The sequence below is a fragment of the Lacinutrix sp. Hel_I_90 genome, from assembly GCF_000934685.1.
In the GTDB taxonomy this organism is placed as follows: domain Bacteria; phylum Bacteroidota; class Bacteroidia; order Flavobacteriales; family Flavobacteriaceae; genus Lacinutrix.
Window position 1 is genome coordinate 2,548,101 of sequence record NZ_JYNQ01000001.1, and the last position, 24,707, is coordinate 2,572,807.

Below are 24,707 nucleotides of genomic sequence, written 5' to 3' on the forward strand. Positions count from 1 at the left end.
CTTATGGGTCTTTCTGTATCTAATAGGGTATGAGTATTGATAATCATACCTGAATCAATTTAAAAACGAAACATTTTATGAAGAAATTAGTCGTAGTATCCATTTTTGCCTTATTATTTTCAATGCATGCTCAAGCTCAGGAAGAAGCAGGCTTCGAGACAAGCTCTGAGAGTCAAAATGAACTTAAAATTAATACTACAAACCTCATTATTTTTGGTTTTGTTGATTTGGCTTATGAGCGTTTATTAAACGAAGAGTCCTCTGTAGGTTTAAGTATATTGTTTGCAACTGATAATAATGATGAAAACGATTTTGATTACTACAGAACATCTTCTGCAACAGGTTTCTATAGACACTTCTTTTCTAAAAAATATGCAAAAGGCTTTTTTGTTGAAGGTTTTGGTATGTTACATCAAGCGACAGAAGATGTATATGTAGCCTATAATGAAGTTGATGGTTTTGGAGGACGCTATGAAGAAAACGAGTATACAGACTTTGCTTTAGGTGTTTCAGTTGGTGGTAAATTTGTTAGCAGAAGAGGTTTTATAGCAGAGGTTTATTTGGGTATAGGTAGAAATTTAGGAGGACAATCAATAGACGTGAATGTTGTAGGTCGCGGCGGTATTTCTTTAGGTTATCGCTTCTAATCTAAATAAAAATAGATTATAAAATAAAACACCCAAACCGAAAGGTTTGGGTGTTTTTTATTTTTGTGATATTATTTTTAATATCTGTAGTGTTCTGGTTTGTATGGTCCCTCTACTTTTACACCAATATAGTCTGCCTGGTCTTTTTTCAATTCAGTTAATTCAACACCAATTTTTTCTAAGTGTAATTTAGCTACTTTTTCATCTAAATGCTTTGGTAACATATAGACGTCATTTTCGTATTTACCGCTGTTTTTCCATAATTCGATTTGTGCTAACGTCTGGTTAGTAAAAGAGTTACTCATTACAAAACTTGGGTGACCTGTTGCACAGCCAAGATTTACTAAACGCCCCTCAGCTAAAAGAATAATGTCTTTTCCATCAATAGTGTACTTGTCAACTTGAGGTTTAATGGTGTCTTTAGTATGACCATGATTTTTGTTCAACCAACCCATTTGTATTTCGTTATCAAAGTGGCCAATGTTACAAACAATAACTTTGTCTTTCATAGCCTCAAAATGCTCAGCACGAACAATATCTTTATTTCCTGTTGTAGTAATTACAATATCACTATTGCCAACAACCGTTTCTAATTTTTTAACCTCGAAACCGTCCATAGCCGCTTGTAAAGCACAAATAGGATCTATTTCTGTAACTGTTACAATACTACCAGCACCTTTAAAAGAGGCAGCAGTACCTTTTCCAACATCACCATAACCACATACCGTTACGCGTTTTCCGGCAAGCATAATATCTGTTGCACGACGAATAGCATCTACTGCACTTTCTTTACAACCGTATTTATTATCAAATTTTGATTTTGTTACAGAATCATTTACGTTAATAGCTGGCATTGTTAACGTGCCGTTTTTAACACGTTCATAAAGTCTGTGAACACCTGTGGTTGTTTCTTCAGATAAACCTTTAATACCTGCTGATAATTCAGGATATTTATCTAAAACCATATTGGTTAAATCACCACCGTCATCAAGAATCATGTTTAACGGCTTACGATCTTCACCAAAGAATAAGGTTTGCTCAATACACCAATCAAATTCTTCTTCCGTCATGTCTTTCCATGCATAAACAGCAGTTCCTGCCGCTGCAATTGCTGCAGCAGCTTGATCTTGTGTAGAGAAAATGTTACAAGAACTCCAAGTTACTTCTGCACCTAAAGCTTGTAGTGTTTCAATTAAAACAGCAGTTTGAATCGTCATGTGCAAGCAACCAGCAATACGCGCACCTTTTAAAGGTTGCTCATTGTTATATTCTTCACGTAAACTCATTAAACCTGGCATTTCTGCTTCAGCTAATTCAATTTCTTTTCTTCCCCACGCCGCAAGCGACATATCTTTTACCTTATTAGGTACGTAGACAACTGTTTTAGTACTCATATTCTTTAGTTCTTAATTTTTATAAAATGAAACGCCTTTGGGATTAGCACTTAAAATGGTTAAATTCGCTACCAAAATGCAAAATCTGCCAAGGCAGTGCAAAGATAATCAATAACATTAAGAAAACTAAATGCCACTGTATAAAACCATTAGTGTAAATTCACAAACTACTGTTAAAATATGGAAGATTGAAGAGTCTTACAGTGATTTAATAGCACCAATAGCATTAAAACCTGAAAGCGAATTACGTGTATTAGGAATGAAAAGTGAATTACATCAACGTGGATTTTTAAGTGTTCGTCATTTGTTAGCCGAATTTGGTTATAGCGATTTAGACTTGTTTTATGATGATAATGGAAAACCACATCTTAAAGACGGAAAGCACATTTCTATAACACACTCTTTTACATTTTCTGCAGTCATTATTAGTGCTGTTGAAGTGGGAATTGATATTGAAAAGCAACGCGAAAAAATCGCCATAATAGCAAAGAAGTTTGTGGCGTATGAGTTTCAGTATTTGTCTGAAACTGATGAAGATTATATAAAAAAACTAACAGTTATTTGGGGCATTAAAGAGTCGCTTTACAAGCTTTTTGCTACGCCAGGTATGTTGTTTAAAGCGCACTTTTTAGTTATTCCATTTGTGCTTGAAGACAAAAAAACCAAAGCTTGGATAGATTATAAAGGACTAAAAAAAGACTTCAATGCACAGTTTTTAGAGTTTGAAGGTTTTACCTGTGCTTATACTTTGGCAGAATGAAAAGTATTTTAGAAAACATAAGAGCTTCAGCAGAAAGAAAGGAGCGGTTATTAGCTGTTTTAATTGACCCAGATAAGTTTATAATAAAAGAATTAGCACAGTTTATAGAGCAGGTAAATAATTCTATTATAACGCATGTTTTTGTTGGAGGAAGTGCGGTAGAAGATAATATTACTCAAGCTTTAGTTTCTGCTATAAAACCATTAACAGCGTTACCTATTGTTTTATTCCCAGGCGATGTCTCTCAGATTTCTAATGATGCGGATGCTATTTTATTTTTATCATTGGTCTCTGGTAGAAATCCAGAATACTTAATAGAGCAACATGTAAAGTCAGTTTCGAAATTACGAAACATGGATTTAGAGGTGATTCCAACGGGCTATATCTTAATTGAAGGCGGTAAAGAAACAGCAACATTAAAGGTCACAAATACAAAACCATTAAAAGAACAACAACATATTGTAGACACTGCAAAAGCTTCCGAATTATTAGGTATGAAATTGATTTATCTTGAAGCGGGAAGTGGCGCACATCTGGAAGTTTCGGCTAAAACAATAAAAGCAGTAAAAGAAGATATTAAAATCCCGCTACTAGTAGGTGGAGGCATAAGAAGTAAAGTGCAACTTGAAAACGCCTATAGCGCTGGAGCAGATTTAGTAGTCATTGGAACTGCTTTTGAAGACAACGCAGGTTTTTTCGAAGAATTAAGTGATATAAAATAACCAACGGAATAGATAAGGGGTTGTACTCAAAAGGATGCGTGAGCAGTCTAAACCTCTTTTTTCTAATCTCTAATAGCTTATAAAAACATGAAAATATCAGTAGAGTTAACACTTAGTCCGTTACAAAATGAATTTGAGCCAGCAATTATTCATTTTATAAAAAAACTTAGAGCTTCAAATTTAAAAGTACTGGAAAACCCTTTAAGCACTCAAGTCTATGGGGACTATGATAGCGTGATGCAGGTGCTTAATACAGAAATAAAAGAAGCCTTCGCGTTAATGGACAAAGGATTACTATTCATGAAGATTGTAAAAACTGATAGGCACGACTATGAATCACATTTTTGATTTACTCTTTAGTCAGTATGCCGATTACGAAACTGTAGACATTGTTTTAGAAATTGTGGCTGTTATTTTTGGTTTTTTGTCGGTTTTGTATTCTAAACAGAATAACATTCTTGTGTTTCCAACAGGTATTGTAAGTACGCTTATTTTTGTCTATCTCTTGCTTAAATGGGAACTTTTGGGCGATATGATGATTAATGCATACTATTTTATCATGAGTGTTTATGGATGGTATATTTGGAGTAGTAAAGTAGGTCACACTCAAGTTACTCCAATTTCCGCCACAACGAGAAAGGAAAAAAAATGGGGGATTGTGCTATTTATAACGACCTTACTTTTCGTTTTTATTATATATAACGCATTTGGGAAGTGGACAAGTTGGATTGCTTATGTAGATACCTTAACAACTGCTATTTTCTTTGTCGGGATGTGGCTCATGGCTAAGCGTAAAATAGAAAACTGGTTACTTTGGATTATTGGTGATCTTATTTCTATTCCTTTATATTTGTATAAAGGCTTTACATTTACCAGTTTTCAATATTTAGTATTTACAATTGTTGCGATATATGGCTATTTACAATGGAAGAAAATCTTAAACAAGAACCTACAAACTGTATAAAAATCGTTTTGGTAGGTCCGGAATCTACGGGAAAAACAACATTGTCTAGGCAGTTAGCGCGTTATTATAATTCGGTTTGGGTGCCTGAGTATGCGCGTGAATACCTTCAGAAAAAATGGAACAATGAACGTAAAACTTGTGAACCAGTAGATTTATTGCCCATAGCAATGGGTCAAATGAAACAAGAAAATGCGCTGGCAAAAAAAACAGATACGGTATTGATTTGCGATACTAATTTGCTGGAAACTAAAGTGTATTCCGAAGAGTATTACTCAGGGATCTGTGATCCCGTTATAGAAAAATACGCGTTAAAGAACACCTACGATTTATACTTTTTAACGTATATTGACACGCCTTGGGAAGGTGACGATTTGCGAGATAAACCCGAAGAGAGAGCAAAGATGTTTAAGGCATTTGAAGTGACTTTAGAAAAGCATAATAAACCTTATGTTTTGTTAAAGGGCGATAAAAAAACACGTTTGGAAATGGCGATAAAACATATTGATAAATTATTGAATAATAAGCATTGAATTTTACAGAAACACATATAAAACAGATTGAAAGTAAAGGTTTAACTGTTGCTAAAGTTAGAAAGCAATTAGAGTTATTTAAAACGGGTTTACCTTATGTGAATTTAAAGTCTGCAGCAGTTTTAGGTGATGGTATTATACAATTTTCAGAAAAAGAGAGCCAGTATTTTTCAGTGTATTACGAAAATAAAAAAGACACGTTAGATATTGTAAAATTTGTTCCAGCCTCCGGGGCAGCCACCAGAATGTTTGAGTTTTTATTTGAGTTCTTAGAAAGCTATTCAGTAAAAAAAGAAAGTATCAACGCCTATATTAATAAACATAAGGACTCAGAGTTATCACTATTTTTGGTTGGTTTAGAAAAATTGCCGTTCTACGAGACACTTATAGAGGCAGTTAAAACTAATTGTCCTGATTACAGCGTATTACCTAGAGATGAACAAGTGTTGATTTTAGTAAAAACCTTGTTAGCCGAAGATCAGTTGAATTATAGTTTTTATCCTAAGGGGCTGTTGCCTTTTCATAAGTATAGAGACCATTTAGCTACTGCTTTCGAGGAACATTTATTTGAATCCGCACTTTACGCGGCTACAAATAATAGAGCAAAACTTCATTTTACCATTTCAGAAAGTCATAAACCTATTTTTGAAAACGAATTTAAAAGAATAAAAGAGGTTGTTGAACGTAAAACCAAAACAAAGTTTGATATTAGTTTTTCTTGTCAAAAGGAATCTACAGATACTATCGCCGTAAATTCAGAAAATGAAGTGGTAATAGCTGCAGATGATAGTCTGCATTTTCGACCTTCTGGACACGGCGCTTTGTTAGAAAATTTAAATGCTATAGCAGCAGATATTATTTTTATAAAAAACATAGATAATGTTGTTGTTTTTAAATATGAAGCTGAGGTTGCTAAACATAAAAAAATATTGGCAGGTATCCTTTTAGAAATCCAAGGTCAAGCCTTCAAATATTTAAAAGTATTGGAAGAAGAGGAGAGTTCTGAAAAGGATTTATTAGAAATCTCAAGATTTGTACGTAAAAAGTTAAACGTCATTTTTCCTGATGCGTTTGAAAAATTTTCTAAAAAACACCAAGTAGCTTATTTAAAAGAAAAATTAAACAGACCTATTCGTGTTTGTGGTATGGTGAAAAATGAGGGGGAACCTGGTGGGGGACCGTTCTGGGTTAAAGGTGAAAGTGGGGAAGTCTCTTTACAAATTGTGGAATCTGCACAAATCGATAAAAAAAATAGTTATCAAAAAAACATTCTAAAAAATGCCGTCTATTTTAATCCAGTTGATTTGGTTTGTGGCATAAAAGATTATCAAGGTAACGTTTTTGATTTAGCCCAGTTCGTAGATGAAAAAAGTGCATTTATTACCATGAAAACAAAAACAGGAAAAGATATTAAAGCATTAGAATTGCCTGGACTTTGGAATGGGAGTATGGCCAATTGGAATACTATTTTTGTTGAAGTACCAATTATTACTTTTAATCCAGTAAAAACAGTTACTAACTTACTAAAACCAACACATCAGGTAGACTAATGTTTAACGAAGAAGCACTCATAAAAGAATTTAATTTCAAAGGCATACGGAGTTCAGGAAGCGGCGGGCAACATGTAAACAAAGTCTCTACTAAAATTGAACTGTCTATCAATGTATTACAATCTTCAGTATTAACGGAAGAACAAAAAGCTACAATTTTAGAAAAACTATCAAACCGACTCACAAAAGACGGGGTGTTAATGCTACAATGTGGTGAAAGTAGAAGCCAATATAGAAATAAGAATTTAGCGATTGTCAGGGCAATTCAGTTACTAAAATCGGCCTTAATCATTCAAAAAAAGCGTTTGCGAACAAAAATACCTAAGGCTGTCGTTATGAAAAGACTCAAAAACAAACGTGTGAAATCAGAAAGAAAAGCGACTCGACGAAAACCAGATTTGGATTAGTTTTTTCCCTTCGAATAGCGTCAGTTTTTGAACCAAAAGACTATAAAGTAGCAAAAAGGAGTTACTTAGCATTTAAAATCAAAAAATCTATCCTACCTTTGTAATGTTCTCAAAAAAGGGGTGCCATAATATCGGCTGAGATCATACCCACTGAACCTAGAACAGGTAATGCTGTTTAGGAATATTAAGAATTATAAATGTCTCTTCGAGCAAGATTGAAATGAAACTATTTTTTCATTGAAAGTACAATGTCAGGTCAGCGCAAAGTTTCTATTATAATTCCAGTTAATTTTTATATTAAAGAATAATCACCTCTTTTTATTCGTAATTTAAATGTATTTCGAATGAAATTTAATTTCAAAAAACCAGTTTTATTTTTAGTGCTTTTAGTAGCAGCAGATGTTCTATCAGCTCAGGAAATAAAGCAAGACTCCACTAAAGTTGAAACCTTAGAAGAAGTGTTAATCCAGTCTATTCGCGTAGACGCCGATTCGCCAATCACGCACTCTAATATAAGTAAAGAAGCCCTTGAAAAGCGTAATTTAGGTCAGGACATTCCTATTCTTCTTAATTATTTGCCATCTGTTGTGACTACCAGTGATGCAGGAGCAGGAATTGGTTACACGGGTATTCGCGTGCGTGGTATTAGTTCACAATCTACAAATGTTACGATCAATGGTATTCCATATAACGATGCTGAAAGTTTAGGAACCTTTTGGGTTAATTTGGGAGATTTTACCTCTTCGATAGAAAGTTTGCAACTCCAACGCGGTGTGGGAACGTCTACTAATGGTTCTGGTGCTTTTGGAGCTAGTATAAATGTACTAACAGATGCTGTGTCTAAAGCGGCTAATGGTGAAATTGCAAACAGTTTTGGGAGTTTTAATACCAGAAAACATACTGTAAAATACAGTACAGGTTTATTAAATGACCATTTTGAAATAGCGGGAAGGTTGTCTCAAGTAAATTCAGATGGTTATATAGATCGCGCGTCTTCAGATTTGAAATCATATTTTTTACAAGGGTCATACGTTGATGATAATACTTTAATTAAAGCGATTGCTTTTGGTGGTAAAGAAGTTACTTACCAATCTTGGTATGGTTTTGATCCAGCATCTATTGCTGCAATTGGAGAGAATCCTAATTTAGACGAAAACAGAACTTTTAATATTGCAGGAATACAGTTTGACGACGCTGGTAATTTTGAAGGCTATTATGACAATCAAGTTGATAATTATAATCAAGACCATTACCAACTACACTGGAACGAAAAGTGGGACAATAATTGGTCCTCTAACATAGGGTTAAATTATACCTACGGAAGAGGTTATTATGAAGAATATGTAGATAATTATTTATATTCTAATATTTATTTTGGACCAGATGCTCAATTTAGTTTTCTAAGTCTAGAACCAATTACTGTAAATGGTGAAACAGTAGATTCTCAAGATTATGTGAGAAGACGCTGGCTAGACAATAATTTCTATGTAATAAATACGAATATAAATTATAAAGACGAAGCACTAAATTTAACAGCGGGTTTTTCTTACAGTACCTATCATGGTGATCATTTTGGTGAGGTAATTTGGTCGCAATACGCCATGAACTCTAACATTAGAGACCGTTATTACGATGGCGATGGGGACAAATACGATTTTAGTGCTTTTGCCAAAGCAACCTACCAACTAAACGATAAACTAAGTTTATATGGTGATTTGCAGGTGCGTACCGTAAATTATGATACTAGTGGAATAAATTCGGACTTGGTGTTGTTTGAAATTGATAAAACCTACAGTTTCTTCAACCCAAAAGCAGGATTGTCATACAATTTAAATGACCAAAACAACTTCTATTTTTCCTATGCAAGAGCGAATAGAGAAGCCAGTAGGAGTGATTTTGAAGGTAACCCAGACATCAAGCCAGAGCAATTAAATGACTTCGAATTAGGCTGGAGACATAAAGCAAATACATTTACATTTAATGCTAATATGTACTACATGCTTTATAACGAGCAATTAGTATTAACAGGCGGAATTGATGATGTAGGAGCTCCTATTCGTGGTAATTCTGGTAATAGTTCGCGTTTAGGAATAGAATTAGAAGGGCTTATAAAAGTGACTGATAAGTTTAGTCTGCAACCAAATATGACATTGAGTTCTAACAAAAATGATGAAACCGTGGTGTCTAGAGATGGTGCTTTGGTTAACTTAGGGGAAACTAATATTTCGTTCTCACCAGAAGTTATTGCAAGCAATGCCTTGGTTTTTCAACCAATAGAAAACCTTCAGCTTTCATTTTTAAGTAAATATGTGGGAGAACAATTTATGGGAAATACAGATTCTGAAGCGTCAAAACTGGAAAGCTATTTTGTGAATGATTTTAATGTCACGTATGAGATTAAAATGACTAAAATTTTCAAATCTATTCTATTATCGGGGCTGGTTAATAATATTTTTGGTGAAGCATATGTCTCTAATGGTTACTACTATAGCTATGATGACGATTTTTCAGTACCAGGAACAATAACAACCATTGAAGGTGCAGGCTATTACCCGCAGGCTAAGCGAAACTTCTTATTAGGAGCTACCTTAAAGTTTTAGATAAAGTATAATTAATCAGTTTTAACCAAAAACTCACCTAATAAAAGACAGTCCTAAGGGCTGTCTTTTTTAGTTGTTAAACACGCGAATAATAGCTCCGCTAACTTCAACGTTATAGCGCACTAAAGTATATTGTCCTGTTGTGCCTTGTTGTGGAGCTCCACCTAAAACTTCATAAGCGTTTCCATCGTCGCAACCACAAGTAGCTATTATGCCATTAACAGAAAGCGTAGTGCAGGAATTTATTGGATGGTTTGGATCGCTTAATTCAAAAGCACTATAGGCATTACCGCTAAAATGAAGGATGACGCCATTAATGCCTGCATTATCTATAATCACATTATTGTTTGGAAATTGCAATTGATTATACTGAGGTAAATTTGTGTTTATGCTGGTGCCAGTATCAAAAACAGCGCGTGGAATATTTGGGTTGTTACTTTGATTGTTATCGTCATCATTCTTGCTACACGCAGACAATATTACTGCAATAATAAGAATGAATAAGGGCGTTTTATTTTTCATTTTAAGGTTTCTTTTTTAGCAATGCAATTTACAATAATCTCATTAGAGAGTTAAATATTTTGTATATTTGTATTAGGATCTCGTGTGTGCGAGATTTTTTTATGCTGAACAAGATTCAGCCTCTTTTTGTTTATTAAACGAAGAAGTTATGAGTAAAGTATCCTATTATACGCCAGAAGGCCTAAAGAAATTAAGAGACGAGCTAAAACAATTAAAAGACGTTGAGCGTGTAAAAGCATCAAAGGCTATTGGCGAAGCACGTGATAAAGGTGATTTGAGTGAAAATGCAGAATACGATGCAGCAAAAGAAGCACAGGGTATGCTGGAAATGCGTATTTCTAAATTGGAAGACCAATTGGCTGGTGCACGAGTGATCGACGAATCTCAAATGGATACCTCAAAAATATTAGTATTGTCTAAAGTCAAAATTAAAAACCAAACCAATGGCATGGAAATGAATTACACATTGGTTGCCGATGGAGAAGCAGATTTGGCCTCAGGCAAAATTTCTGTAAACTCTCCTATTGGTCAAGGGTTGTTGGGTAAAACGGTGGGCGATGTCGCAGAAATTAAAGTGCCAAATGGAACTGTTAAGTTTGATATTATTGAAATAAAACGGTAATTTTTCTTTTCCGTACTAGACGGTATTTAAAACAACACAATCTTAATATAATTCCTGTTTTCACTGAAAAACTTCAGTAATGCAGGAATCTTTTTTTATCTTTAATTTTAATCTGAAAAACCAACAGTATGGCCTCTATATTTACTAAAATCGTTAACGGAGAAATCCCATGTTATAAAGTTGCAGAAACCGATTCGTTTTTGGCCTTTCTAGATGTGAATCCAAATGCTAAAGGGCATACCTTATGTATTCCAAAGAAAGAAACGAACAAACTATTCGATTTAGATAGGGTGGAATATGCCGGTTTAATGGAGTTTTCACGTTTAGTTGCTATTGCTATAGAAAAGACCGTGCCTTGTAAGCGTATAGGTCTTTCGGTTATTGGATTAGAAGTCCCTCACGTGCATGTGCATTTAATTCCCTTAAATTCAATGGAAGATGCTCGTTTTATAAATAAAGTAGCTTTAGAAGAAGAGGACTTTAAAGCTTTGGCACAAGCGATTCAGGCTAATTTATAAGTCGTAATAAATGCGACTAAAATAGCTATTGTAATGGCTGCACTACCAAGCAAAACCCAAAATAAAGGCTTCATTTTTTTTGAGGATTGTTTTGGCTCAAAAGCTTTCATTTGATAGTCGTAAATGCGCTCAATATCTTCCGTCCAACGCTCAGGATAGATTTCAGTATTACAGGTAGTGCAATGCATTTGTGTTGAAATATTCTGAGTGATTGACTTTGAGAATTTAGTATCAATAAACTCCTGTTTAAGCGTCAATTCTAAACCGTCTGTACTATAACATTCTGGGCAGTTATTGATAAGCGAGACTGCTTTTATGGTAATCCATTGGTCCTTCATAAATCACAAAGTTTTAAGACTGATTTGCATAGTGGTTCCTTTTCCAATTTCTGAATATACTACTCTAATTTTTCCATCGTGAAAATCTTCAACGATACGTTTGGCTAAAGATAAGCCTAATCCCCAGCCACGTTTTTTACTCGTGTAGCCTGGTTCAAAAATAGTATTAAATTCATTTTTTGACAACCCTTTTCCAGAATCAATCACATTTATTTTTACACGGTTTTCAAGTTGAGAGATTTCAACCTTTAAATTGCCTTTTCCTTTCATAGCATCAATAGCATTTTTTACTAAATTTTCAATCGTCCAACTATACAGTTGGCTATTTAAATTTACGTAAATAGGTTGGTTAGGGACGTTTATACTAAAATTAATGAGCTTAGACGAACGCGTTTTTAGGTATTCATAAGAGGTTATCGTTTCAGCGACAATATCTGCTTTTTTAAGCGTAGGCAGGGATCCAATTTTACTAAAACGCTCGGTAATGGTTTGTAGCCTATCAATATCTTTTTCAATTTCTTTAATATATTCTGGGTTTACCTGTTCTATCTTCAAAATTTCAGCCCAACCTATTAAGGAGGACAAAGGGGTGCCAATTTGGTGTGCCGTTTCTTTTGCCATTCCAGACCATAGCTTGTTTTGTGTTGCTATTTTAGAGCTTCGGTAAAAGAAGTAAACAACAGCGCCAAATAAAAAAATGATGAGCAGTAAAGCGAGAGGATAGTATTTTAGTTTGTTTAAAACCATAGAATCACCATAATATAATTTACCTATTTCTATAGTTTCATTTGTTTCAGGATCAACATAAGACAGTGTAATGGGCGTATTTTCTTTCTCAAACTGCTGAATTAATTGATTAACATACGTCGTGTCTTTGACTTTTTGCTCATCAATATTCATGGTGCTTATTTGTCGTTCAGAATTCACTAAAATTTTAGGAATCAAACTGTCTGAGAGTATGATCTTATCAACGATGGGGTTTACGTCATCTGTTAAGAAGCCTTTTTGAAATTCAGCCTGAGCCATGCTCCAAATATCCATTTTAATACGTTGTTCTTCCTTAAATTTTTGGAAGAATATATACGTATTCCACAAGATAAGAGAGATAATAGCAAATGAAGCGATAATTATAATCCAGCGAATAAGTTGTCTGTGTCTTGTAAAAAACATACAGTTTTATTTTTGTGTGGTAATATAATGTAAAACTGTTAATAATATTGTGCTATAGTCTCCCAAATCATTTTTATAACATTTACAGATTGGCTACATTTGTGGCATAAAATTAGTCCATGACGTCTTTTGAACCAAAGGAATTAGAAACCGCAGCATTACACGGGTATTTATTAAGTGCAGTAGCACCTAGACCTATAGCATTTGCTAGTACAATAGACGAAAACGGAAACCCGAATTTATCGCCATTTAGCTTTTTTAATGTGTTTAGCGCTAATCCACCAATTATGATTTTTTCACCCGCACGCCGTGTGAGAGATAATACCACGAAACATACATTGGAAAATGCGGAAAGCACAAAAGAAGTTGTGATTAACGTGGTAAATTTCAACATCGTTCAGCAAATGTCCTTAAGCAGTACAGAGTATGCAGAGGGCGTAAATGAGTTTGAAAAGGCGGGATTAACCATGCTGAAAAGCGATTTGGTCAAACCCTTTCGCGTTGCAGAATCGCCTATACAGTTTGAATGTAAGGTCAATGAGATTATCAAACTAGGCACTCAAGGTGGAGCTGGTAATTTAATTGTTTGTGAAGTGGTTAAATTGCATATTAATACTGATGTTCTAGCCGAAAACGGAAGTATAGATCAGGAAAAACTGGATTTAGTCGCACGTGCGGGTGGCAGTTATTATAGCCGAGCGAAAAATGGTTTTTTTGAAATTCCTAAGCCATTGTCTACATTAGGCATTGGTGTTGATGCGTTGCCAAATAGCGTGAGAACAAGCAAAATTCTTACAGGTAACGATTTAGGTTTGCTGGGTAATGTTGAAAAGCTGCCAAGTAAAGCTGTCATTACAGCATTTGGTGAAAAACATGACATTTCATCACTCTCTGAAGTAGAGAGACATAAAAAGGCACAACATTTGCTGAGTTTTGGAGATGTAGAAAGTGCGTGGAAAGTATTGTTATTATAACAGTACGATTGAGCTTATTTAAGGGTTGCTGCTTAAACGAGTGCATTATAAATGAGACGAATATTTAATAATTATATAGATAATGGAAGTACAAGGTAAAGTAAAGTTAATTGGAGAAACTCAGACATTTGGAAGTAATGGGTTTAGAAAAAGAGAATTGGTTGTAACGACAGAAGAACAATATCCACAGCACATTTTGGTGGAATTTGTTCAAGATAAATGCGATTTATTAAATAACTACAAAGAAGGTCAAGATGTAAAAGTAAACATCAACTTACGCGGTAGAGAATGGGTTAATCCACAAGGAGAAACTAAATATTTTAATTCTATTCAAGGATGGAGAATAGAAGGTGTGCAAGCTGGAGCGCCTACAGGAGCCCCAGAAGTACCACCAGCTGCTTTTGAGCCAGCAACCGACTTAAAAGAAGAAGATCACGACGATTTACCTTTTTAGTAGATTTGTCATTTCCGCAAACGCGGAAATCTTATAAAACTTTACCTCGGTGATACTTTTCATCGGGGTTTTTTTATTTTAGTAAATTAATAAAGTATATGCAGCTCTTAACCCAACAACTCATATTCCCAGAGGTCAATGAGGCCGACGAAGAAGGCTTGCTTGCTGTAGGTGGTGATTTGTCTGTTGCGCGCTTAATTATCGCTTACAACAGTGGTATTTTTCCTTGGTTTAATGAAGATGAGCTGATTTTATGGTGGTCACCAGATCCACGGTTTGTTTTGTTTCCTAAAGATTTAAAAGTGTCAAAAAGCATGCAGCAATTCATGAGAAATTGCGATTATGAGGTCACCGTAAACAAAGACTTTAAAGCTGTTATTACCGCATGTGCCAAAGCAAAACGCGACGGACAATCAGGTACCTGGATTACGAATAATATGATAGAAGCCTATTGTGAACTCCATGAACTTGGCCTAGCAAAATCCATAGAAGTCTGGAAACAAAATGAACTAATAGGTGGCTTATATGGTGTCGATTTAAATAATGGTGTTTTTTGTGGTGAGAGTATGTTTGCTAAAGAAAGTAATGCCAGTAAAGCAGCATTTATCACGTTTATTCAAAACTCAGAGTATAAGTTAATCGACTGCCAGGTGTATACCAGTCATTTGGAAAGCTTGGGAGCCAAGGAGATTTCTAGAGGGGCCTTTTTGGAGTATTTAGACTAAACCACGTCACTGTAAGAGATTTTTGATACAGGACAAAAAAGCATATTGAGGCGTCTTTAATATTTAGTTCTCGATATAGAATTCTTAATAAATAATTTCATGCGAACGAACAATAGTTATATTTACCAAAGCACTCACGCTTTATGATACCTAAAACACCCAATCTCATGATCATTGACCATGCCCGTGGCTTGCATATATGCATAAACAACTGTGCTGCCTACAAATTTAAACCCGCGTTTTTTTAAATCTTTACTTAAGGTATCGCTTAAAGGGGTGTTTGCAGGTGCTGCTTTATAATGCTTCACTTTGTTTTTTATCGGTTTCCCATCAACAAAGCTCCAAATGTATTTGCTAAAACTGCCAAACTCTTCTTGAACTTCCATAAACGCTTGGGCATTAGATATGGTCGCATTTATCTTTAACTTATTTCTTATGATACCTGCATTTTGCAGTAAAGATTCTTTTTTAGTCTCACCGTATTTTGCAATTTTTTTGTAATCGAAAAAATCAAAAGCTAAACGAAAGTTTTCACGCTTACGTAAAATGGTAATCCAGCTTAATCCAGCCTGAAAGGTTTCCAAAATTAAAAATTCGAATAACTGGTGGTCATTATAAATGGGAACGCCCCATTCGTTATCGTGATAGGCCTCGTACAAATCATCTCCAATACACCAGCCGCATTTGTGTGTTGTCATCGCTTTTTATTTTATGTCCATTATGGGTTGTAAGGAAATTTATATTGTGCTACTAATGTAACAACTGTTACTTAATAGTTATAAAAGTAACCTTATTTTTGTAGTATGGAAGCCACTAAGAACATAGATTTAAAGACAATTATAACCAATAGTTTACTGAAAGCGACAAGCTATGAGGACTATAGGGCGTTGGTAACACGATTAGTTGAAGCAGGATCTACAACGGGAAACGAAAAAACCGAAGCTTTAGCGAATTACACCATGCTTAATGACAGGCGTATGAAGCGTTGGGATAAAACAATTAAAGTTTCAGAAGGCATTAAAAAGGAGATAGAAAAGTTAAAAATAAATCAAACCTGGTTAGTTTTAACTGAAAGTTGGTGCGGTGATGCGGCGCATTTATTACCTGTAATGCATAAAATAGCAGCATTAAATGATGGGATTGATTTTAAGGTCGTTTTACGTGACGAGAATCCTGAATTGATGCATCAGTTTTTAACCAACGGAGGGCAGGCCATTCCAATGTTAATACATATTGATAATGAAACAGGTACTATAAAAAACACCTTTGGGCCACGACCAAGTGAGGCCACGAGATTAGTAAACGCATACAAAGCAGAACATCTTACTTTAACACCAGAATTTAAAGAAGCGTTACAGCTTTGGTACAACAAAGATAAAGGTCAAACCGCCATTAATGATTTACTTAGCATAATAAAGTAAGTGTTTGTAACATTTGGAGTGGTATGCTTTTTCAAGTATTTAGTGTCAAAACTTTTTGCTCATACGAAGTACTTCTCGAGACCATTTTGAGAACCATCAAAAGTACTGTAAGTGATAAAACGGGGGTTATCTTCCTTCAAAGTTGAAGGTAATTGTACCTATCTGAGACGCTTTCGAAGCACCGTTAAATCGTGCTTTTTTAGCAAATTCTAAAGCATGTTCCTGCAAGCATTCGTTATTAGAATTTGAGGCATTATTTATAGAGGTGTCTATTACTTTACCATTCGCATTTACTGTAATGTTTACTACAATTTTTCCATTGGCATCACATAAATAAATTGGAATGGGTAAAAACCCAGCCGTTCTGTCTTTAAGTGAATAACTAATAGAACTGTTTTTATTTGCTACAGCTTGAGATTTACTATTCTGAGCCGCATTTGAGCGCTTCTTTAAAATACTGTTAACACTTTCAAAAGCAGTAAGTTCTTCATTTTGCATGGAAGCATCCGCAGTGTTTTTTGGTGCGGTCTTAATTTCATAAGGCTCTTCTTTGCTATTCGTTAACCGTGGATCCTCAAAATCTTTTGGTGGTGCAATGGGTTTATAGGCCTCTGCAAAATGCTTATAGTTTTCTGTTTCGTTAAAGCCTTTATTGGTTTTTGGGGAATTGTCATTATTGATGTCCGCTGTTTCTTCAGTCTCTTCTAAAATAGTTTCAGGAGTAACGTCAATAATCATTTCAGCAACGTCTTTGTTGTAGGTGCGGAATTCAATACTAACCACAGAAAGGGTCATAGTACAGACTATTAAGATCGTGATGGCTAAAGCTTTATTTGAATTATTCAATTTCAAGTAGGTAAAAATTAATTATAGATTAAGTAGCGAGTGCAATATATACGATTAAAACGAAAAAAAAGACTAAATCGTCTAATTATTAAGGTTTTAACTTTTTAATAAATTCTTCAATGGATAGTGCATCATCAACAGTAAAGTTGCCAATTTTTGTGCGACGCAATGCTGAAAGATGCCCACCAGAGTTTAAAGCTTTGCCAAAATCATGCGCTAATGAGCGAATGTAAGTCCCTTTACTACACACCACTCTAAAAGCGATAGTATTGTTATTAATATGGGTGATTTCAAAAGCTTCAATAGTGATTTTTCGAGATTTTATGTCAACGGCTTCTCCTGCTCTTGCAAATTCATATAAGCGTTTCCCGTCCTTTTTTAGTGCAGAAAAGACTGGTGGAAACTGATCGATCTCCCCAATAAATTGTTTGGTGGTTTCATGTATTAAAGCTTCTGTAATATGTTCTGTTGCAAAGGTTTCGTTTATTTCGGTTTCTAAATCAAAAGAAGGTGTGGTACTGCCCAAAACAATAGTACCTGTGTATTCTTTAGTTTGACCTTGAAAGCTATCAATTTGCTTGGTCATTTTGCCCGTGCAAATCACTAATAAACCAGTCGCTAATGGGTCTAAAGTACCAGCGTGACCCACTTTTATTTTTTTAATATTGTAGGCTTGACGAATTTCCCAGCGCAGTTTGTTTACTGCCTGAAAAGAAGTCCAGTGTAACGGCTTATCTATTAATAAAACCTGTCCGGCTTGGTAGTCTTCTGCAGTCATGAATTTAATTAAATAATGAAAAGCCAATAGCGATTAGCCCTACGATGAAACAGTAAATAGCAAAGTACTGTAATTTACTTTTCTTTACGATAGCAATCATCCATGTACACGCAAATAATCCTGCGATAAAAGCAGCAATAAAACCAGCTGAAAGTGACATAATATTATTGCTTTCAAAAGACAAATCACCACTCATGATATCTTTTGCAATTTTTCCAAAAATTAAAGGCACGACCATTAAAAAGGAAAAGCGTGCAGCTTTTGTTTTATCGTTTCCTAATAATACCGAGGTAGATATTGTTGCTCCAGAACGTGAAATACCAGGAAGCATGGCTATGGCTTGCGAAACCCCTATTATAAGCGCGTTTTTAAAAGAAATCTTTTTGTTTGTGTCTTTCGCTTTATCAGCTAGATAGAGCAATAAACCAGTAATAAGTAGCATAAAACCAACTAATAGGATGTTCCCTCCAAAAAATTGTTCAAGTTGTTCTTCAAAAAACAAACCAACAAAAACGGCGGGTAACATTGAGATAATAATTTTTATTACAAATTGGCGGTCTTCATTAAATTGAGGTTTAAATAGCCCCTTAATAATTTCTAAAATATCTTTTCTAAAAATAACGAGGGTACTTAAGGCTGTCGCGAAGTGCAAGACTACAGTAAATAAAAGGCTTTCTTCTGGCACAGAATGATCACCCAAAATGGCTTTGCCAAGTTCTAAATGACCACTTGAAGAAACGGGTAAAAACTCAGTGAGTCCTTGTACAATACCTAAAATAATTGAATCGATGATATTCATTGGGCAAAACTATCAAAATAGAATAAAGAAAATAATGTTCTGTAGTTAGTTTTTAGCTTCCGGATTTTTAGATCGCGTTAATATCGCATAAATCTGAATGCCAAAGCCTATTAAAACTAAAGTTGGTGCGAGACGAATACGTCTCCAATGAAATATGTCTTCGTTAAATACATTTGGGTCGTCACTCCCGCCACCAGACATTAAAATAAAACCAATAACGATGCATGCTAAACCTATAAACATGAATTTATAGTTACGTCTTCCAAAGATAAATTCACTATTATCTTGTGTGTCTATTTCTTTACGTTTTTGTTCTCCCACAGTAGTATTTACTTAAGTTCTGAAAAAATAATATGATCACAACAGTACGTTGTGTGCTATGTTCTTAGGTTACTATAGTACCCAAATTTTTTGACTCCTGCAAAGTAACGGTTTTATTTAAAACTTTTGCGTGTCGTGTGCCTAAATTTAATCGGAGTTCGAAACCAGGTTAACTTAGTGGTATGCGCTATGATTATTATGAAAGCGTATATCTTTTAAAGGATTTTCCATAATAGCTACGATATAGCTAATTGTTAACTACCAATACTTTAAACGTGTAGTCTGCCTGTTTTAAAAACAATAATACTTGAACTTAATGTGCCGAAATAGCAGCAACCTTAATAAGGCAACACTGCGCTAAATTAAAAGTGGTTTTATGCATAGTTGTCACCAAAGCGATGACTTGCAAAGCCTTAAAACTTAATCAAATACTTCAGGTAATTTATTTTTTTTCAAATCTGCTTTAACGATGCTAGCGGATTCTTGTTGGTGCGTTTTATTTTGCGTCAACAGCACTGAAGCAGTAATGACTAAAATACCCAGAAATACAAAGGTTACTCGTTTCATATGGATGCTATTTTTTTTCAAAATTGTTCTATTTGACCCCTAATTGGTTTCTATCAATTTAATACTAAACAAAGATTAGCCGGTACATTGGTTTTGTTTTTAACAAGGTCAATAAAAATATTGATGGGGTCAATATACATTTTTTTTAATTAAATAAAGAGAACTACAAAACCGTTTATATAGTGTTGATAATAAAGTTAAAGATTGTTACTATTAATAGTACAATTTATCAGTATTCAAATTCAAAAAACGCTGGGTAGCAATAAACGTAGAAATCCAGGTAATAAAGATCCCTAAGGCAAAAACAAAAACAAACAAAACAATAATTAATGCAGGTTGTTTTACAAAGGCCAACTCAGGGAATGTTTTATCCACGAAATAGAGTACAATAGCCATGCCTATTAAGGCTAAAGCAGCGCCAATAGCACCTAGTTTTACACTTTGCCACACAAAAGGGCGACGAATAAAATGCTTGGTTGCGCCTACCATTTGCATGGTTTTAATGGTGAAACGTTTAGAATAGACGGCTAAACGAATAGAACTATTTATAAGTAACACGGCAATTAAAGTAAACAAACCGCTAATAAGTAAAATCCAAAAACTAATTTTCTTTACATTATCATTCATTTGCGCAACCAAATCTTTATCATAACTTATCTCATCAACAAAGTTTTTAGATAAGGCTTCTGTTGTAATGCTTTCCAGTTTTTCCGAGGTCACAAAATCTGCTTTTAAGTTTACATCAATCGAATTCTTTAACGGATTAAACCCTAAAAAATCCAACACATCTTCACCACTTTCAGCTTTCATAGACTCTAAAGCCTGATCTTTTGACACATAAGCAGTTGATTTTACATAGTCTGCCATCGCCAAACTTTTTTCAAGCTGCTTGACTTCAACATCCTTGGCCGTATCTTTTAAAAAAATAGTTACGGTTACTTTTTCCTTAAAATGATCGGCTACTTTTTTAGCGTTTAAAACAAAAAGACCCAATATACCCAACAGAAACAAAACCAAAGCAATACTTAATACTACAGAAATGTATGAAGAAATTAAGCGACGTTTTTGATATTGTTCGTAAGATGAGCTCATAAAAGTATATTGGTTTATCGTGTAAAAATAATAAAGAAAATGAATACCTATCAGTTTACAACGCTTAAAGTTTTAATAGTGTTGTATTATTATATGAAGATATTTAGTTTTTACCGTTGGCACAGTTTTTGGGTCAGCCCTCTTCATATTAATTAAAACATAAATTATGAAAAAAGTATTACTAGTAATTACCGCAGTTTTTGGATTATCGAATGCAATGAATGCCCAAGATGTAGATTTTGGAGTAAAAACAGGACTTAATATTTCAAACTTCACGGGAGGAGAAGCTGATAGAAACAACCTTATAGGGTTTCATATTGGCACATTTGCTGAGATTAAACTAAGTGATAAATTTTCACTTCAGCCAGAATTATTATATTCCAGACAAGGTTCAGAAGCCAATAACTTTGTAAAAATTAAAGTAGATTATTTAGCCTTACCGCTAATGGCTAAGTATTATCTGTCTGATAAATTTAGTTTAGAAGCTGGTCCTCAAATGTCATTTTTAGTCAATGATAAAGCTGTCTTTAATGACAGCGCTATTCCTGATGCAGAGACCGATGCTTCTAGTTTTGATTTTGGATTAAATATTGGTTTAGGTTATGCTGTTTCCTCTAATCTATTTATTCAAACCCGCTATAATTATGGTATTACTACTGTAGCAGAGAATCCAGATATTAAAAATAGTGTATTTCAAGTTTCATTGGGCTATAAGTTTTAAGGAGTACTACCCAAATAAAAAAGGTGCCTTGAATTCAAGGCACCTTTTTTATTTAATAACTTCTCGAAGCTATAGGCTATTTGACTAGTAAAGTTTAAATTTGTTCCTTGTTAAAAGAAGAAAATACAATGAAATGCTTTTGTGTAAACCTCAATTTTTTGAGGTTGGGTTTATGTGCATTCCATCCGTCAATATATTAAGTTTATATAGAATCAAATGAAATACGATTTCAATCAAATCGAAAAGAAGTGGCAAGATTATTGGGCAAAAAACCAAACGTTTATAGCTTCAAACACCAGTGAAAAACCAAAATATTATGTTTTAGACATGTTTCCTTATCCTTCAGGTGCAGGGTTGCATGTTGGGCATCCGTTGGGTTATATTGCGAGTGATATCTATGCACGTTACAAGCGTCATAAAGGGTTTAATGTATTACACCCACAAGGGTATGATAGTTTTGGGTTGCCTGCAGAGCAGTACGCCATTCAAACAGGTCAACATCCTGCACTAACAACAGAAACAAATATCAAAACCTATAGACGGCAATTGGATCAAATAGGTTTTTCATTCGATTGGAGTAGAGAAGTACGTACCTCAAGTCCGGAATACTATAAATGGACCCAATGGATTTTTATTCAATTATTCGAATCGTATTATTGCTATAATGATAATAAAGCAAAGCACATCAACGAACTAATCTATGTGTTTTCTTTAAATGGTACCGCAGAAGTTAATGTCGCTTGTGATGATGACGTGGAAACATTTACTGCTGAAGACTGGAAAGGTTTTTCATCTGAAAAGAAACAAGAAATTCTTTTAAAATATAGATTAACCTATTTAGCTGAAACTGAAGTTAATTGGTGTCCGGCTTTAGGAACCGTTTTAGCGAATGATGAAATTGTAAATGGAGTGTCTGAACGTGGCGGGCATACGGTAGTACGTAAAAAAATGACCCAATGGAGCATGCGTATTTCTGCGTATGCAGAGCGTTTACTTCAAGGCTTAGAAGGCCTCGATTGGACAGATTCTCTTAAGGAAACACAGCGTAACTGGATTGGGAAATCAGTAGGGGCCAGTGTTACTTTTAACGTCTTTGCGAGTGAAACCAAAAGTCATGCTGAGCCTGTCGAAGCACCTCACAAAATAGAAGTATTTACGACCCGTCCAGACACGATCTTTGGTGTGTCTTTCATGACGCTTGCACCAGAACACGAACTGGTATCTAAAATCACAACAGTAGAACAAAAAGCCGAAGTTGAAGCGTATATAGAAAAAACAGCCAAACGTAGCGAACGCGAACGCATGGCCGATGTAAAAACAATCTCGGGAGTCTTCACAGGAGCTTACGCAGAACATCCTTTTACAAAAGAACCCATTCCCATTTGGATTGGGGACTATGTGTTAGCGGGTTACGGCACTGGAGCCGTAATGTCTGTGCCCTGTGGTGACCAAAGGGACTACGATTTTGCAAAACATTTTAATATAGAAATCCCTAATATTTTTGAAGGGGTAGACATTAGCGAAGCAGCCTTTGCAGACAAAGAGAAAACGGTGATTGGAAATAGCGATTTCCTTAATGGCATGAACTATAAAAAAGCCACAAAGCGTGCTATTTTTGAATTAGAACAATTAGGTCAGGGCGAAGGTAAAACCAATTACCGTTTGCGTGATGCCGTGTTTTCAAGACAACGGTATTGGGGAGAACCTTTTCCTGTGTATTATGTTAACGGCATGCCACAAATGATTGCCAAACAACATTTGCCAATCACTTTGCCAGAAGTAGAAAAATATTTACCAACCGAAGCAGGCGAGCCACCTTTAGGTCGTGCCGATGTTTGGGCTTGGGATACCGAAAGTAATACAGTCGTTAGCAACGATAAAATAAATAATACAAGCATTCACCCCTTAGAACTAAACACCATGCCGGGTTGGGCAGGAAGTTCGTGGTACTTTTTCCGTTATATGGAACCTGGTCAAACGACAGGTGCAGAAAGCAAAAGAGATGCTGTTTTTGCAAGCGAAGATGCTCTAAAATACTGGGAAAACGTCGATTTATATATTGGCGGTGCAGAGCATGCTACAGGGCATTTATTATACTCCCGTTTTTGGGTGAAATTACTAAAAGATCGCGGATTTGTAAACGTTGAAGAACCTTTTAAGAAGTTGATTAATCAAGGTATGATTTTGGGGACTAGTGCTTTTGTATATAGAGAAGAAAACACTAACAAATATTTTTCTAAAGGTTTAACCGAAGGTAGAAAAGTATTGCATATTCATGTTAAAGTTAAATATGTCAATGCATCAGATGAATTAGATATTGAAGGACTAAAAAATGATAGTGAATTTGGTGAAGATTATGCAAAAGCAGAATTCATTTTAGAAGATAGCGTTTATAAAGTTGGAAGAGACGTCGAAAAAATGTCTAAATCCAAATACAACGTAGTCAATCCAGACCAGATTTGTGTCGATTATGGCGCAGACAGCCTTAGGCTCTACGAAATGTTTTTGGGGCCATTAGAGCAATACAAACCATGGAATACGGCTGGTATCACAGGCGTACACAGTTTTCTTAAAAAGCTATGGAAACTCTATGTTGGTGAAAATGGTGTCAATGTAAACAACGCAGAAGCCACAAAAGACAACCTAAAAACATTACACAAAACCATCAAAAAAGTACAAGAAGATATTGAGCATTTCTCTTTTAACACCTCGGTGTCTACCTTTATGATTGCTGTAAATGAGTTAACGGCACAAAAGTGTACAAGCAAGGACATATTAGAACCTTTATTGGTGTTGATTTCGCCTTATGCGCCTCATATTGCTGAGGAATTATATAACATGCTAGGAAATTCGGAATCGATAGCAACAGCTCCTTTTCCAAAATTTGACCCAAGTCATTTAGTAGAAAGCAGTAAAAATTATCCCATTTCTTTTAATGGTAAAATGCGTTTTACCCTAGAGTTGCCATTAGATATGAGTAAAGACGAGATTGAAAAAACAGTACTCGCTCACGAGAAAACCATTGCCCAATTAGAAGGGCGTAGCCCTAAAAAAGTAATTGTGGTTCCTGGTAAGATTGTAAATATTGTTGAGTAAAACATTAATTTAACGGCATTGCGAGCGAATAATAAGCGCAGTAATCTTTTTGTAATAAACTAAATTTCAAAAGATTACTGCGCTTTTTTCTTATTAAAACCTTTTGAAAGAGAAGCATTGATTTTTTTGTAAAAAACCCTAAGCTTTGCATATCCTTTTCACACGTAGT

Annotated in this window: 28 protein-coding genes and 1 riboswitch; of the genes, 17 read left to right on the forward strand and 11 right to left on the reverse strand. The window is 34.9% G+C overall.

Annotated features, from left to right (window positions below):
• Positions 1-77: 77 nt before the first annotated feature.
• On the forward strand, positions 78-647 hold the full coding sequence (locus tag GQ46_RS11205) for a hypothetical protein (protein ID WP_044401863.1): 570 nt from the start codon (positions 78-80) through the stop codon (positions 645-647).
• A gap of 77 nt (positions 648-724) precedes the next feature.
• Here the strand turns inward: GQ46_RS11205 and ahcY are convergent, their stop codons facing one another.
• On the reverse strand, positions 725-2,041 hold the full coding sequence (ahcY, locus tag GQ46_RS11210; protein ID WP_044401865.1) for an adenosylhomocysteinase: 1,317 nt from the start codon (positions 2,039-2,041) through the stop codon (positions 725-727).
• A gap of 130 nt (positions 2,042-2,171) precedes the next feature.
• On the opposite strand from ahcY, the gene GQ46_RS11215 reads away from it, so the two are divergent.
• The 8 genes from GQ46_RS11215 (at position 2,172) to GQ46_RS11250 (ending at position 9,574) form a co-directional block, all read left to right on the forward strand.
• Positions 2,172-2,801 (forward strand): 4'-phosphopantetheinyl transferase superfamily protein, encoded by a 630-nt coding sequence (locus GQ46_RS11215; protein ID WP_044401868.1) that lies wholly within the window; start codon positions 2,172-2,174, stop codon positions 2,799-2,801.
• Positions 2,798-3,523, forward strand: a complete 726-nt coding sequence (locus GQ46_RS11220; protein WP_044401869.1) for a geranylgeranylglyceryl/heptaprenylglyceryl phosphate synthase — start codon at positions 2,798-2,800, stop codon at positions 3,521-3,523. Before GQ46_RS11215 ends, GQ46_RS11220 begins: the two co-directional genes overlap by 4 nt.
• An 87-nt stretch (positions 3,524-3,610) precedes the next feature.
• On the forward strand, positions 3,611-3,871 hold the full coding sequence (locus tag GQ46_RS11225) for a thiamine-binding protein (RefSeq protein ID WP_044401870.1): 261 nt from the start codon (positions 3,611-3,613) through the stop codon (positions 3,869-3,871).
• On the forward strand, positions 3,855-4,487 hold the full coding sequence (gene pnuC, locus GQ46_RS11230) for a nicotinamide riboside transporter PnuC (RefSeq protein WP_044401872.1): 633 nt from the start codon (positions 3,855-3,857) through the stop codon (positions 4,485-4,487). Before GQ46_RS11225 ends, pnuC begins: the two co-directional genes overlap by 17 nt.
• Positions 4,448-5,017 carry an AAA family ATPase gene (locus GQ46_RS11235; RefSeq protein WP_044401874.1) on the forward strand — a complete coding sequence of 190 codons (570 nt, stop codon included), beginning with the start codon at positions 4,448-4,450 and terminating at the stop codon, positions 5,015-5,017. The genes pnuC and GQ46_RS11235 overlap by 40 nt, the downstream gene beginning before the upstream one ends.
• A complete protein-coding gene (locus GQ46_RS11240) occupies positions 5,014-6,567 on the forward strand; it encodes a DUF4301 family protein (RefSeq protein ID WP_044401875.1) in 1,554 nt (517 codons plus the stop codon). Before GQ46_RS11235 ends, GQ46_RS11240 begins: the two co-directional genes overlap by 4 nt.
• A complete protein-coding gene (gene arfB, locus GQ46_RS11245) occupies positions 6,567-6,974 on the forward strand; it encodes an alternative ribosome rescue aminoacyl-tRNA hydrolase ArfB (RefSeq protein WP_044401876.1) in 408 nt (135 codons plus the stop codon). The genes GQ46_RS11240 and arfB overlap by 1 nt, the downstream gene beginning before the upstream one ends.
• 106 nt (positions 6,975-7,080) lie before the next feature.
• Positions 7,081-7,173, forward strand: a riboswitch (TPP riboswitch).
• 145 nt (positions 7,174-7,318) lie between these two features.
• Positions 7,319-9,574: a TonB-dependent receptor gene (locus GQ46_RS11250; RefSeq protein WP_044401877.1), complete on the forward strand. Its 2,256-nt coding sequence runs from the start codon at positions 7,319-7,321 to the stop codon at positions 9,572-9,574.
• 69 nt (positions 9,575-9,643) lie between these two features.
• Here GQ46_RS11250 and GQ46_RS11255 read toward each other — a convergent pair whose 3' ends face one another.
• Complete coding sequence (locus GQ46_RS11255; RefSeq protein ID WP_044401878.1) at positions 9,644-10,096, reverse strand: hypothetical protein; 453 nt, start codon at positions 10,094-10,096, stop codon at positions 9,644-9,646.
• Between the two features lie 148 nt (positions 10,097-10,244).
• Between GQ46_RS11255 and greA the strand changes: the two genes are divergently transcribed.
• Together greA and GQ46_RS11265 are read left to right on the forward strand one after the other, a co-directional pair.
• Entirely contained in the window at positions 10,245-10,718 is a 474-nt protein-coding gene (greA, locus tag GQ46_RS11260) for a transcription elongation factor GreA (RefSeq protein ID WP_044404972.1), read from the forward strand.
• Between the two features lie 128 nt (positions 10,719-10,846).
• On the forward strand, positions 10,847-11,236 hold the full coding sequence (locus GQ46_RS11265) for an HIT family protein (RefSeq protein WP_044401879.1): 390 nt from the start codon (positions 10,847-10,849) through the stop codon (positions 11,234-11,236).
• On the opposite strand, the gene GQ46_RS11270 is transcribed toward GQ46_RS11265, so the two are convergent.
• Together GQ46_RS11270 and GQ46_RS11275 are read right to left on the reverse strand one after the other, a co-directional pair.
• Positions 11,221-11,574 (reverse strand): hypothetical protein, encoded by a 354-nt coding sequence (locus GQ46_RS11270; RefSeq protein ID WP_044401881.1) that lies wholly within the window; start codon positions 11,572-11,574, stop codon positions 11,221-11,223. The two genes, GQ46_RS11265 and GQ46_RS11270, sit on opposite strands and share 16 nt — an antisense overlap.
• A gap of 3 nt (positions 11,575-11,577) precedes the next feature.
• Positions 11,578-12,744, reverse strand: a complete 1,167-nt coding sequence (locus GQ46_RS11275; protein WP_044401884.1) for a PAS domain-containing sensor histidine kinase — start codon at positions 12,742-12,744, stop codon at positions 11,578-11,580.
• Between the two features lie 119 nt (positions 12,745-12,863).
• On the opposite strand from GQ46_RS11275, the gene GQ46_RS11280 reads away from it, so the two are divergent.
• From GQ46_RS11280 to aat, 3 genes are all read left to right on the forward strand, one after another.
• The gene (locus GQ46_RS11280) at positions 12,864-13,718 is read left to right on the forward strand and encodes a flavin reductase family protein (RefSeq protein WP_044401886.1); all 855 of its coding nucleotides are present in this window, start codon (positions 12,864-12,866) and stop codon (positions 13,716-13,718) included.
• Positions 13,719-13,800: 82 nt separating this feature from the next.
• On the forward strand, positions 13,801-14,172 hold the full coding sequence (locus tag GQ46_RS11285) for a DUF3127 domain-containing protein (RefSeq protein WP_044401889.1): 372 nt from the start codon (positions 13,801-13,803) through the stop codon (positions 14,170-14,172).
• A 98-nt stretch (positions 14,173-14,270) separates the two neighbouring features.
• A complete protein-coding gene (gene aat, locus GQ46_RS11290; protein ID WP_044401892.1) occupies positions 14,271-14,897 on the forward strand; it encodes a leucyl/phenylalanyl-tRNA--protein transferase in 627 nt (208 codons plus the stop codon).
• Positions 14,898-15,031: 134 nt separating this feature from the next.
• Here aat and GQ46_RS11295 read toward each other — a convergent pair whose 3' ends face one another.
• Positions 15,032-15,595, reverse strand: coding sequence for a DNA-3-methyladenine glycosylase I (locus GQ46_RS11295; protein WP_044401894.1), 564 nt, complete (start codon positions 15,593-15,595; stop codon positions 15,032-15,034).
• A 105-nt stretch (positions 15,596-15,700) separates the two neighbouring features.
• Between GQ46_RS11295 and GQ46_RS11300 the strand changes: the two genes are divergently transcribed.
• Positions 15,701-16,318 carry a thioredoxin family protein gene (locus GQ46_RS11300; RefSeq protein ID WP_044401897.1) on the forward strand — a complete coding sequence of 206 codons (618 nt, stop codon included), beginning with the start codon at positions 15,701-15,703 and terminating at the stop codon, positions 16,316-16,318.
• Between the two features lie 126 nt (positions 16,319-16,444).
• On the opposite strand, the gene GQ46_RS11305 is transcribed toward GQ46_RS11300, so the two are convergent.
• The 6 genes from GQ46_RS11305 to GQ46_RS11325 form a co-directional block, all read right to left on the reverse strand.
• On the reverse strand, positions 16,445-17,164 hold the full coding sequence (locus GQ46_RS11305) for a TonB family protein (protein WP_052503467.1): 720 nt from the start codon (positions 17,162-17,164) through the stop codon (positions 16,445-16,447).
• Positions 17,165-17,252: 88 nt separating this feature from the next.
• The gene (truB, locus tag GQ46_RS11310; protein WP_044404975.1) at positions 17,253-17,942 is read right to left on the reverse strand and encodes a tRNA pseudouridine(55) synthase TruB; all 690 of its coding nucleotides are present in this window, start codon (positions 17,940-17,942) and stop codon (positions 17,253-17,255) included.
• Positions 17,943-17,946: 4 nt separating this feature from the next.
• Entirely contained in the window at positions 17,947-18,741 is a 795-nt protein-coding gene (locus GQ46_RS11315) for an undecaprenyl-diphosphate phosphatase (RefSeq protein WP_044401901.1), read from the reverse strand.
• A gap of 45 nt (positions 18,742-18,786) precedes the next feature.
• Positions 18,787-19,062, reverse strand: a complete 276-nt coding sequence (locus GQ46_RS11320) for a DUF3098 domain-containing protein (protein ID WP_044401903.1) — start codon at positions 19,060-19,062, stop codon at positions 18,787-18,789.
• Between the two features lie 420 nt (positions 19,063-19,482).
• On the reverse strand, positions 19,483-19,629 hold the full coding sequence (locus tag GQ46_RS17755; RefSeq protein ID WP_156133190.1) for a hypothetical protein: 147 nt from the start codon (positions 19,627-19,629) through the stop codon (positions 19,483-19,485).
• A gap of 213 nt (positions 19,630-19,842) precedes the next feature.
• Positions 19,843-20,721 (reverse strand): ABC transporter permease, encoded by an 879-nt coding sequence (locus GQ46_RS11325; protein ID WP_044401906.1) that lies wholly within the window; start codon positions 20,719-20,721, stop codon positions 19,843-19,845.
• A gap of 166 nt (positions 20,722-20,887) precedes the next feature.
• Here GQ46_RS11325 and GQ46_RS11330 point away from each other — a divergent pair, with 166 nt between their 5' ends.
• Together GQ46_RS11330 and leuS are read left to right on the forward strand one after the other, a co-directional pair.
• Positions 20,888-21,442, forward strand: a complete 555-nt coding sequence (locus tag GQ46_RS11330) for a porin family protein (RefSeq protein WP_044401908.1) — start codon at positions 20,888-20,890, stop codon at positions 21,440-21,442.
• Positions 21,443-21,658: 216 nt separating this feature from the next.
• Positions 21,659-24,538 carry a leucine--tRNA ligase gene (gene leuS, locus GQ46_RS11335; RefSeq protein ID WP_044401910.1) on the forward strand — a complete coding sequence of 960 codons (2,880 nt, stop codon included), beginning with the start codon at positions 21,659-21,661 and terminating at the stop codon, positions 24,536-24,538.
• The last annotated feature ends 169 nt before the right edge of the window (positions 24,539-24,707 follow it).

Bases quoted from the DNA above. Each gene is read 5' to 3' on its own strand.
- GQ46_RS11205 (WP_044401863.1), top strand. From the start codon at position 78: ATGAAGAAATTAGTCGTAGTATCCATTTTTGCCTTATTATTTTCAATG.
- ahcY (WP_044401865.1), bottom strand. From the start codon at position 2,041: ATGAGTACTAAAACAGTTGTCTACGTACCTAATAAGGTAAAAGATATG.
- GQ46_RS11215 (WP_044401868.1), top strand. From the start codon at position 2,172: ATGCCACTGTATAAAACCATTAGTGTAAATTCACAAACTACTGTTAAA.
- GQ46_RS11220 (WP_044401869.1), top strand. From the start codon at position 2,798: ATGAAAAGTATTTTAGAAAACATAAGAGCTTCAGCAGAAAGAAAGGAG.
- GQ46_RS11225 (WP_044401870.1), top strand. From the start codon at position 3,611: ATGAAAATATCAGTAGAGTTAACACTTAGTCCGTTACAAAATGAATTT.
- pnuC (WP_044401872.1), top strand. From the start codon at position 3,855: ATGAATCACATTTTTGATTTACTCTTTAGTCAGTATGCCGATTACGAA.
- GQ46_RS11235 (WP_044401874.1), top strand. From the start codon at position 4,448: ATGGAAGAAAATCTTAAACAAGAACCTACAAACTGTATAAAAATCGTT.
- arfB (WP_044401876.1), top strand. From the start codon at position 6,567: ATGTTTAACGAAGAAGCACTCATAAAAGAATTTAATTTCAAAGGCATA.
- GQ46_RS11250 (WP_044401877.1), top strand. From the start codon at position 7,319: ATGAAATTTAATTTCAAAAAACCAGTTTTATTTTTAGTGCTTTTAGTA.
- GQ46_RS11255 (WP_044401878.1), bottom strand. From the start codon at position 10,096: ATGAAAAATAAAACGCCCTTATTCATTCTTATTATTGCAGTAATATTG.
- greA (WP_044404972.1), top strand. From the start codon at position 10,245: ATGAGTAAAGTATCCTATTATACGCCAGAAGGCCTAAAGAAATTAAGA.
- GQ46_RS11265 (WP_044401879.1), top strand. From the start codon at position 10,847: ATGGCCTCTATATTTACTAAAATCGTTAACGGAGAAATCCCATGTTAT.
- GQ46_RS11270 (WP_044401881.1), bottom strand. From the start codon at position 11,574: ATGAAGGACCAATGGATTACCATAAAAGCAGTCTCGCTTATCAATAAC.
- GQ46_RS11275 (WP_044401884.1), bottom strand. From the start codon at position 12,744: ATGTTTTTTACAAGACACAGACAACTTATTCGCTGGATTATAATTATC.
- GQ46_RS11280 (WP_044401886.1), top strand. From the start codon at position 12,864: ATGACGTCTTTTGAACCAAAGGAATTAGAAACCGCAGCATTACACGGG.
- GQ46_RS11285 (WP_044401889.1), top strand. From the start codon at position 13,801: ATGGAAGTACAAGGTAAAGTAAAGTTAATTGGAGAAACTCAGACATTT.
- aat (WP_044401892.1), top strand. From the start codon at position 14,271: ATGCAGCTCTTAACCCAACAACTCATATTCCCAGAGGTCAATGAGGCC.
- GQ46_RS11295 (WP_044401894.1), bottom strand. From the start codon at position 15,595: ATGACAACACACAAATGCGGCTGGTGTATTGGAGATGATTTGTACGAG.
- GQ46_RS11300 (WP_044401897.1), top strand. From the start codon at position 15,701: ATGGAAGCCACTAAGAACATAGATTTAAAGACAATTATAACCAATAGT.
- truB (WP_044404975.1), bottom strand. From the start codon at position 17,942: ATGACTGCAGAAGACTACCAAGCCGGACAGGTTTTATTAATAGATAAG.
- GQ46_RS11315 (WP_044401901.1), bottom strand. From the start codon at position 18,741: ATGAATATCATCGATTCAATTATTTTAGGTATTGTACAAGGACTCACT.
- GQ46_RS17755 (WP_156133190.1), bottom strand. From the start codon at position 19,629: ATGAAACGAGTAACCTTTGTATTTCTGGGTATTTTAGTCATTACTGCT.
- GQ46_RS11325 (WP_044401906.1), bottom strand. From the start codon at position 20,721: ATGAGCTCATCTTACGAACAATATCAAAAACGTCGCTTAATTTCTTCA.
- GQ46_RS11330 (WP_044401908.1), top strand. From the start codon at position 20,888: ATGAAAAAAGTATTACTAGTAATTACCGCAGTTTTTGGATTATCGAAT.
- leuS (WP_044401910.1), top strand. From the start codon at position 21,659: ATGAAATACGATTTCAATCAAATCGAAAAGAAGTGGCAAGATTATTGG.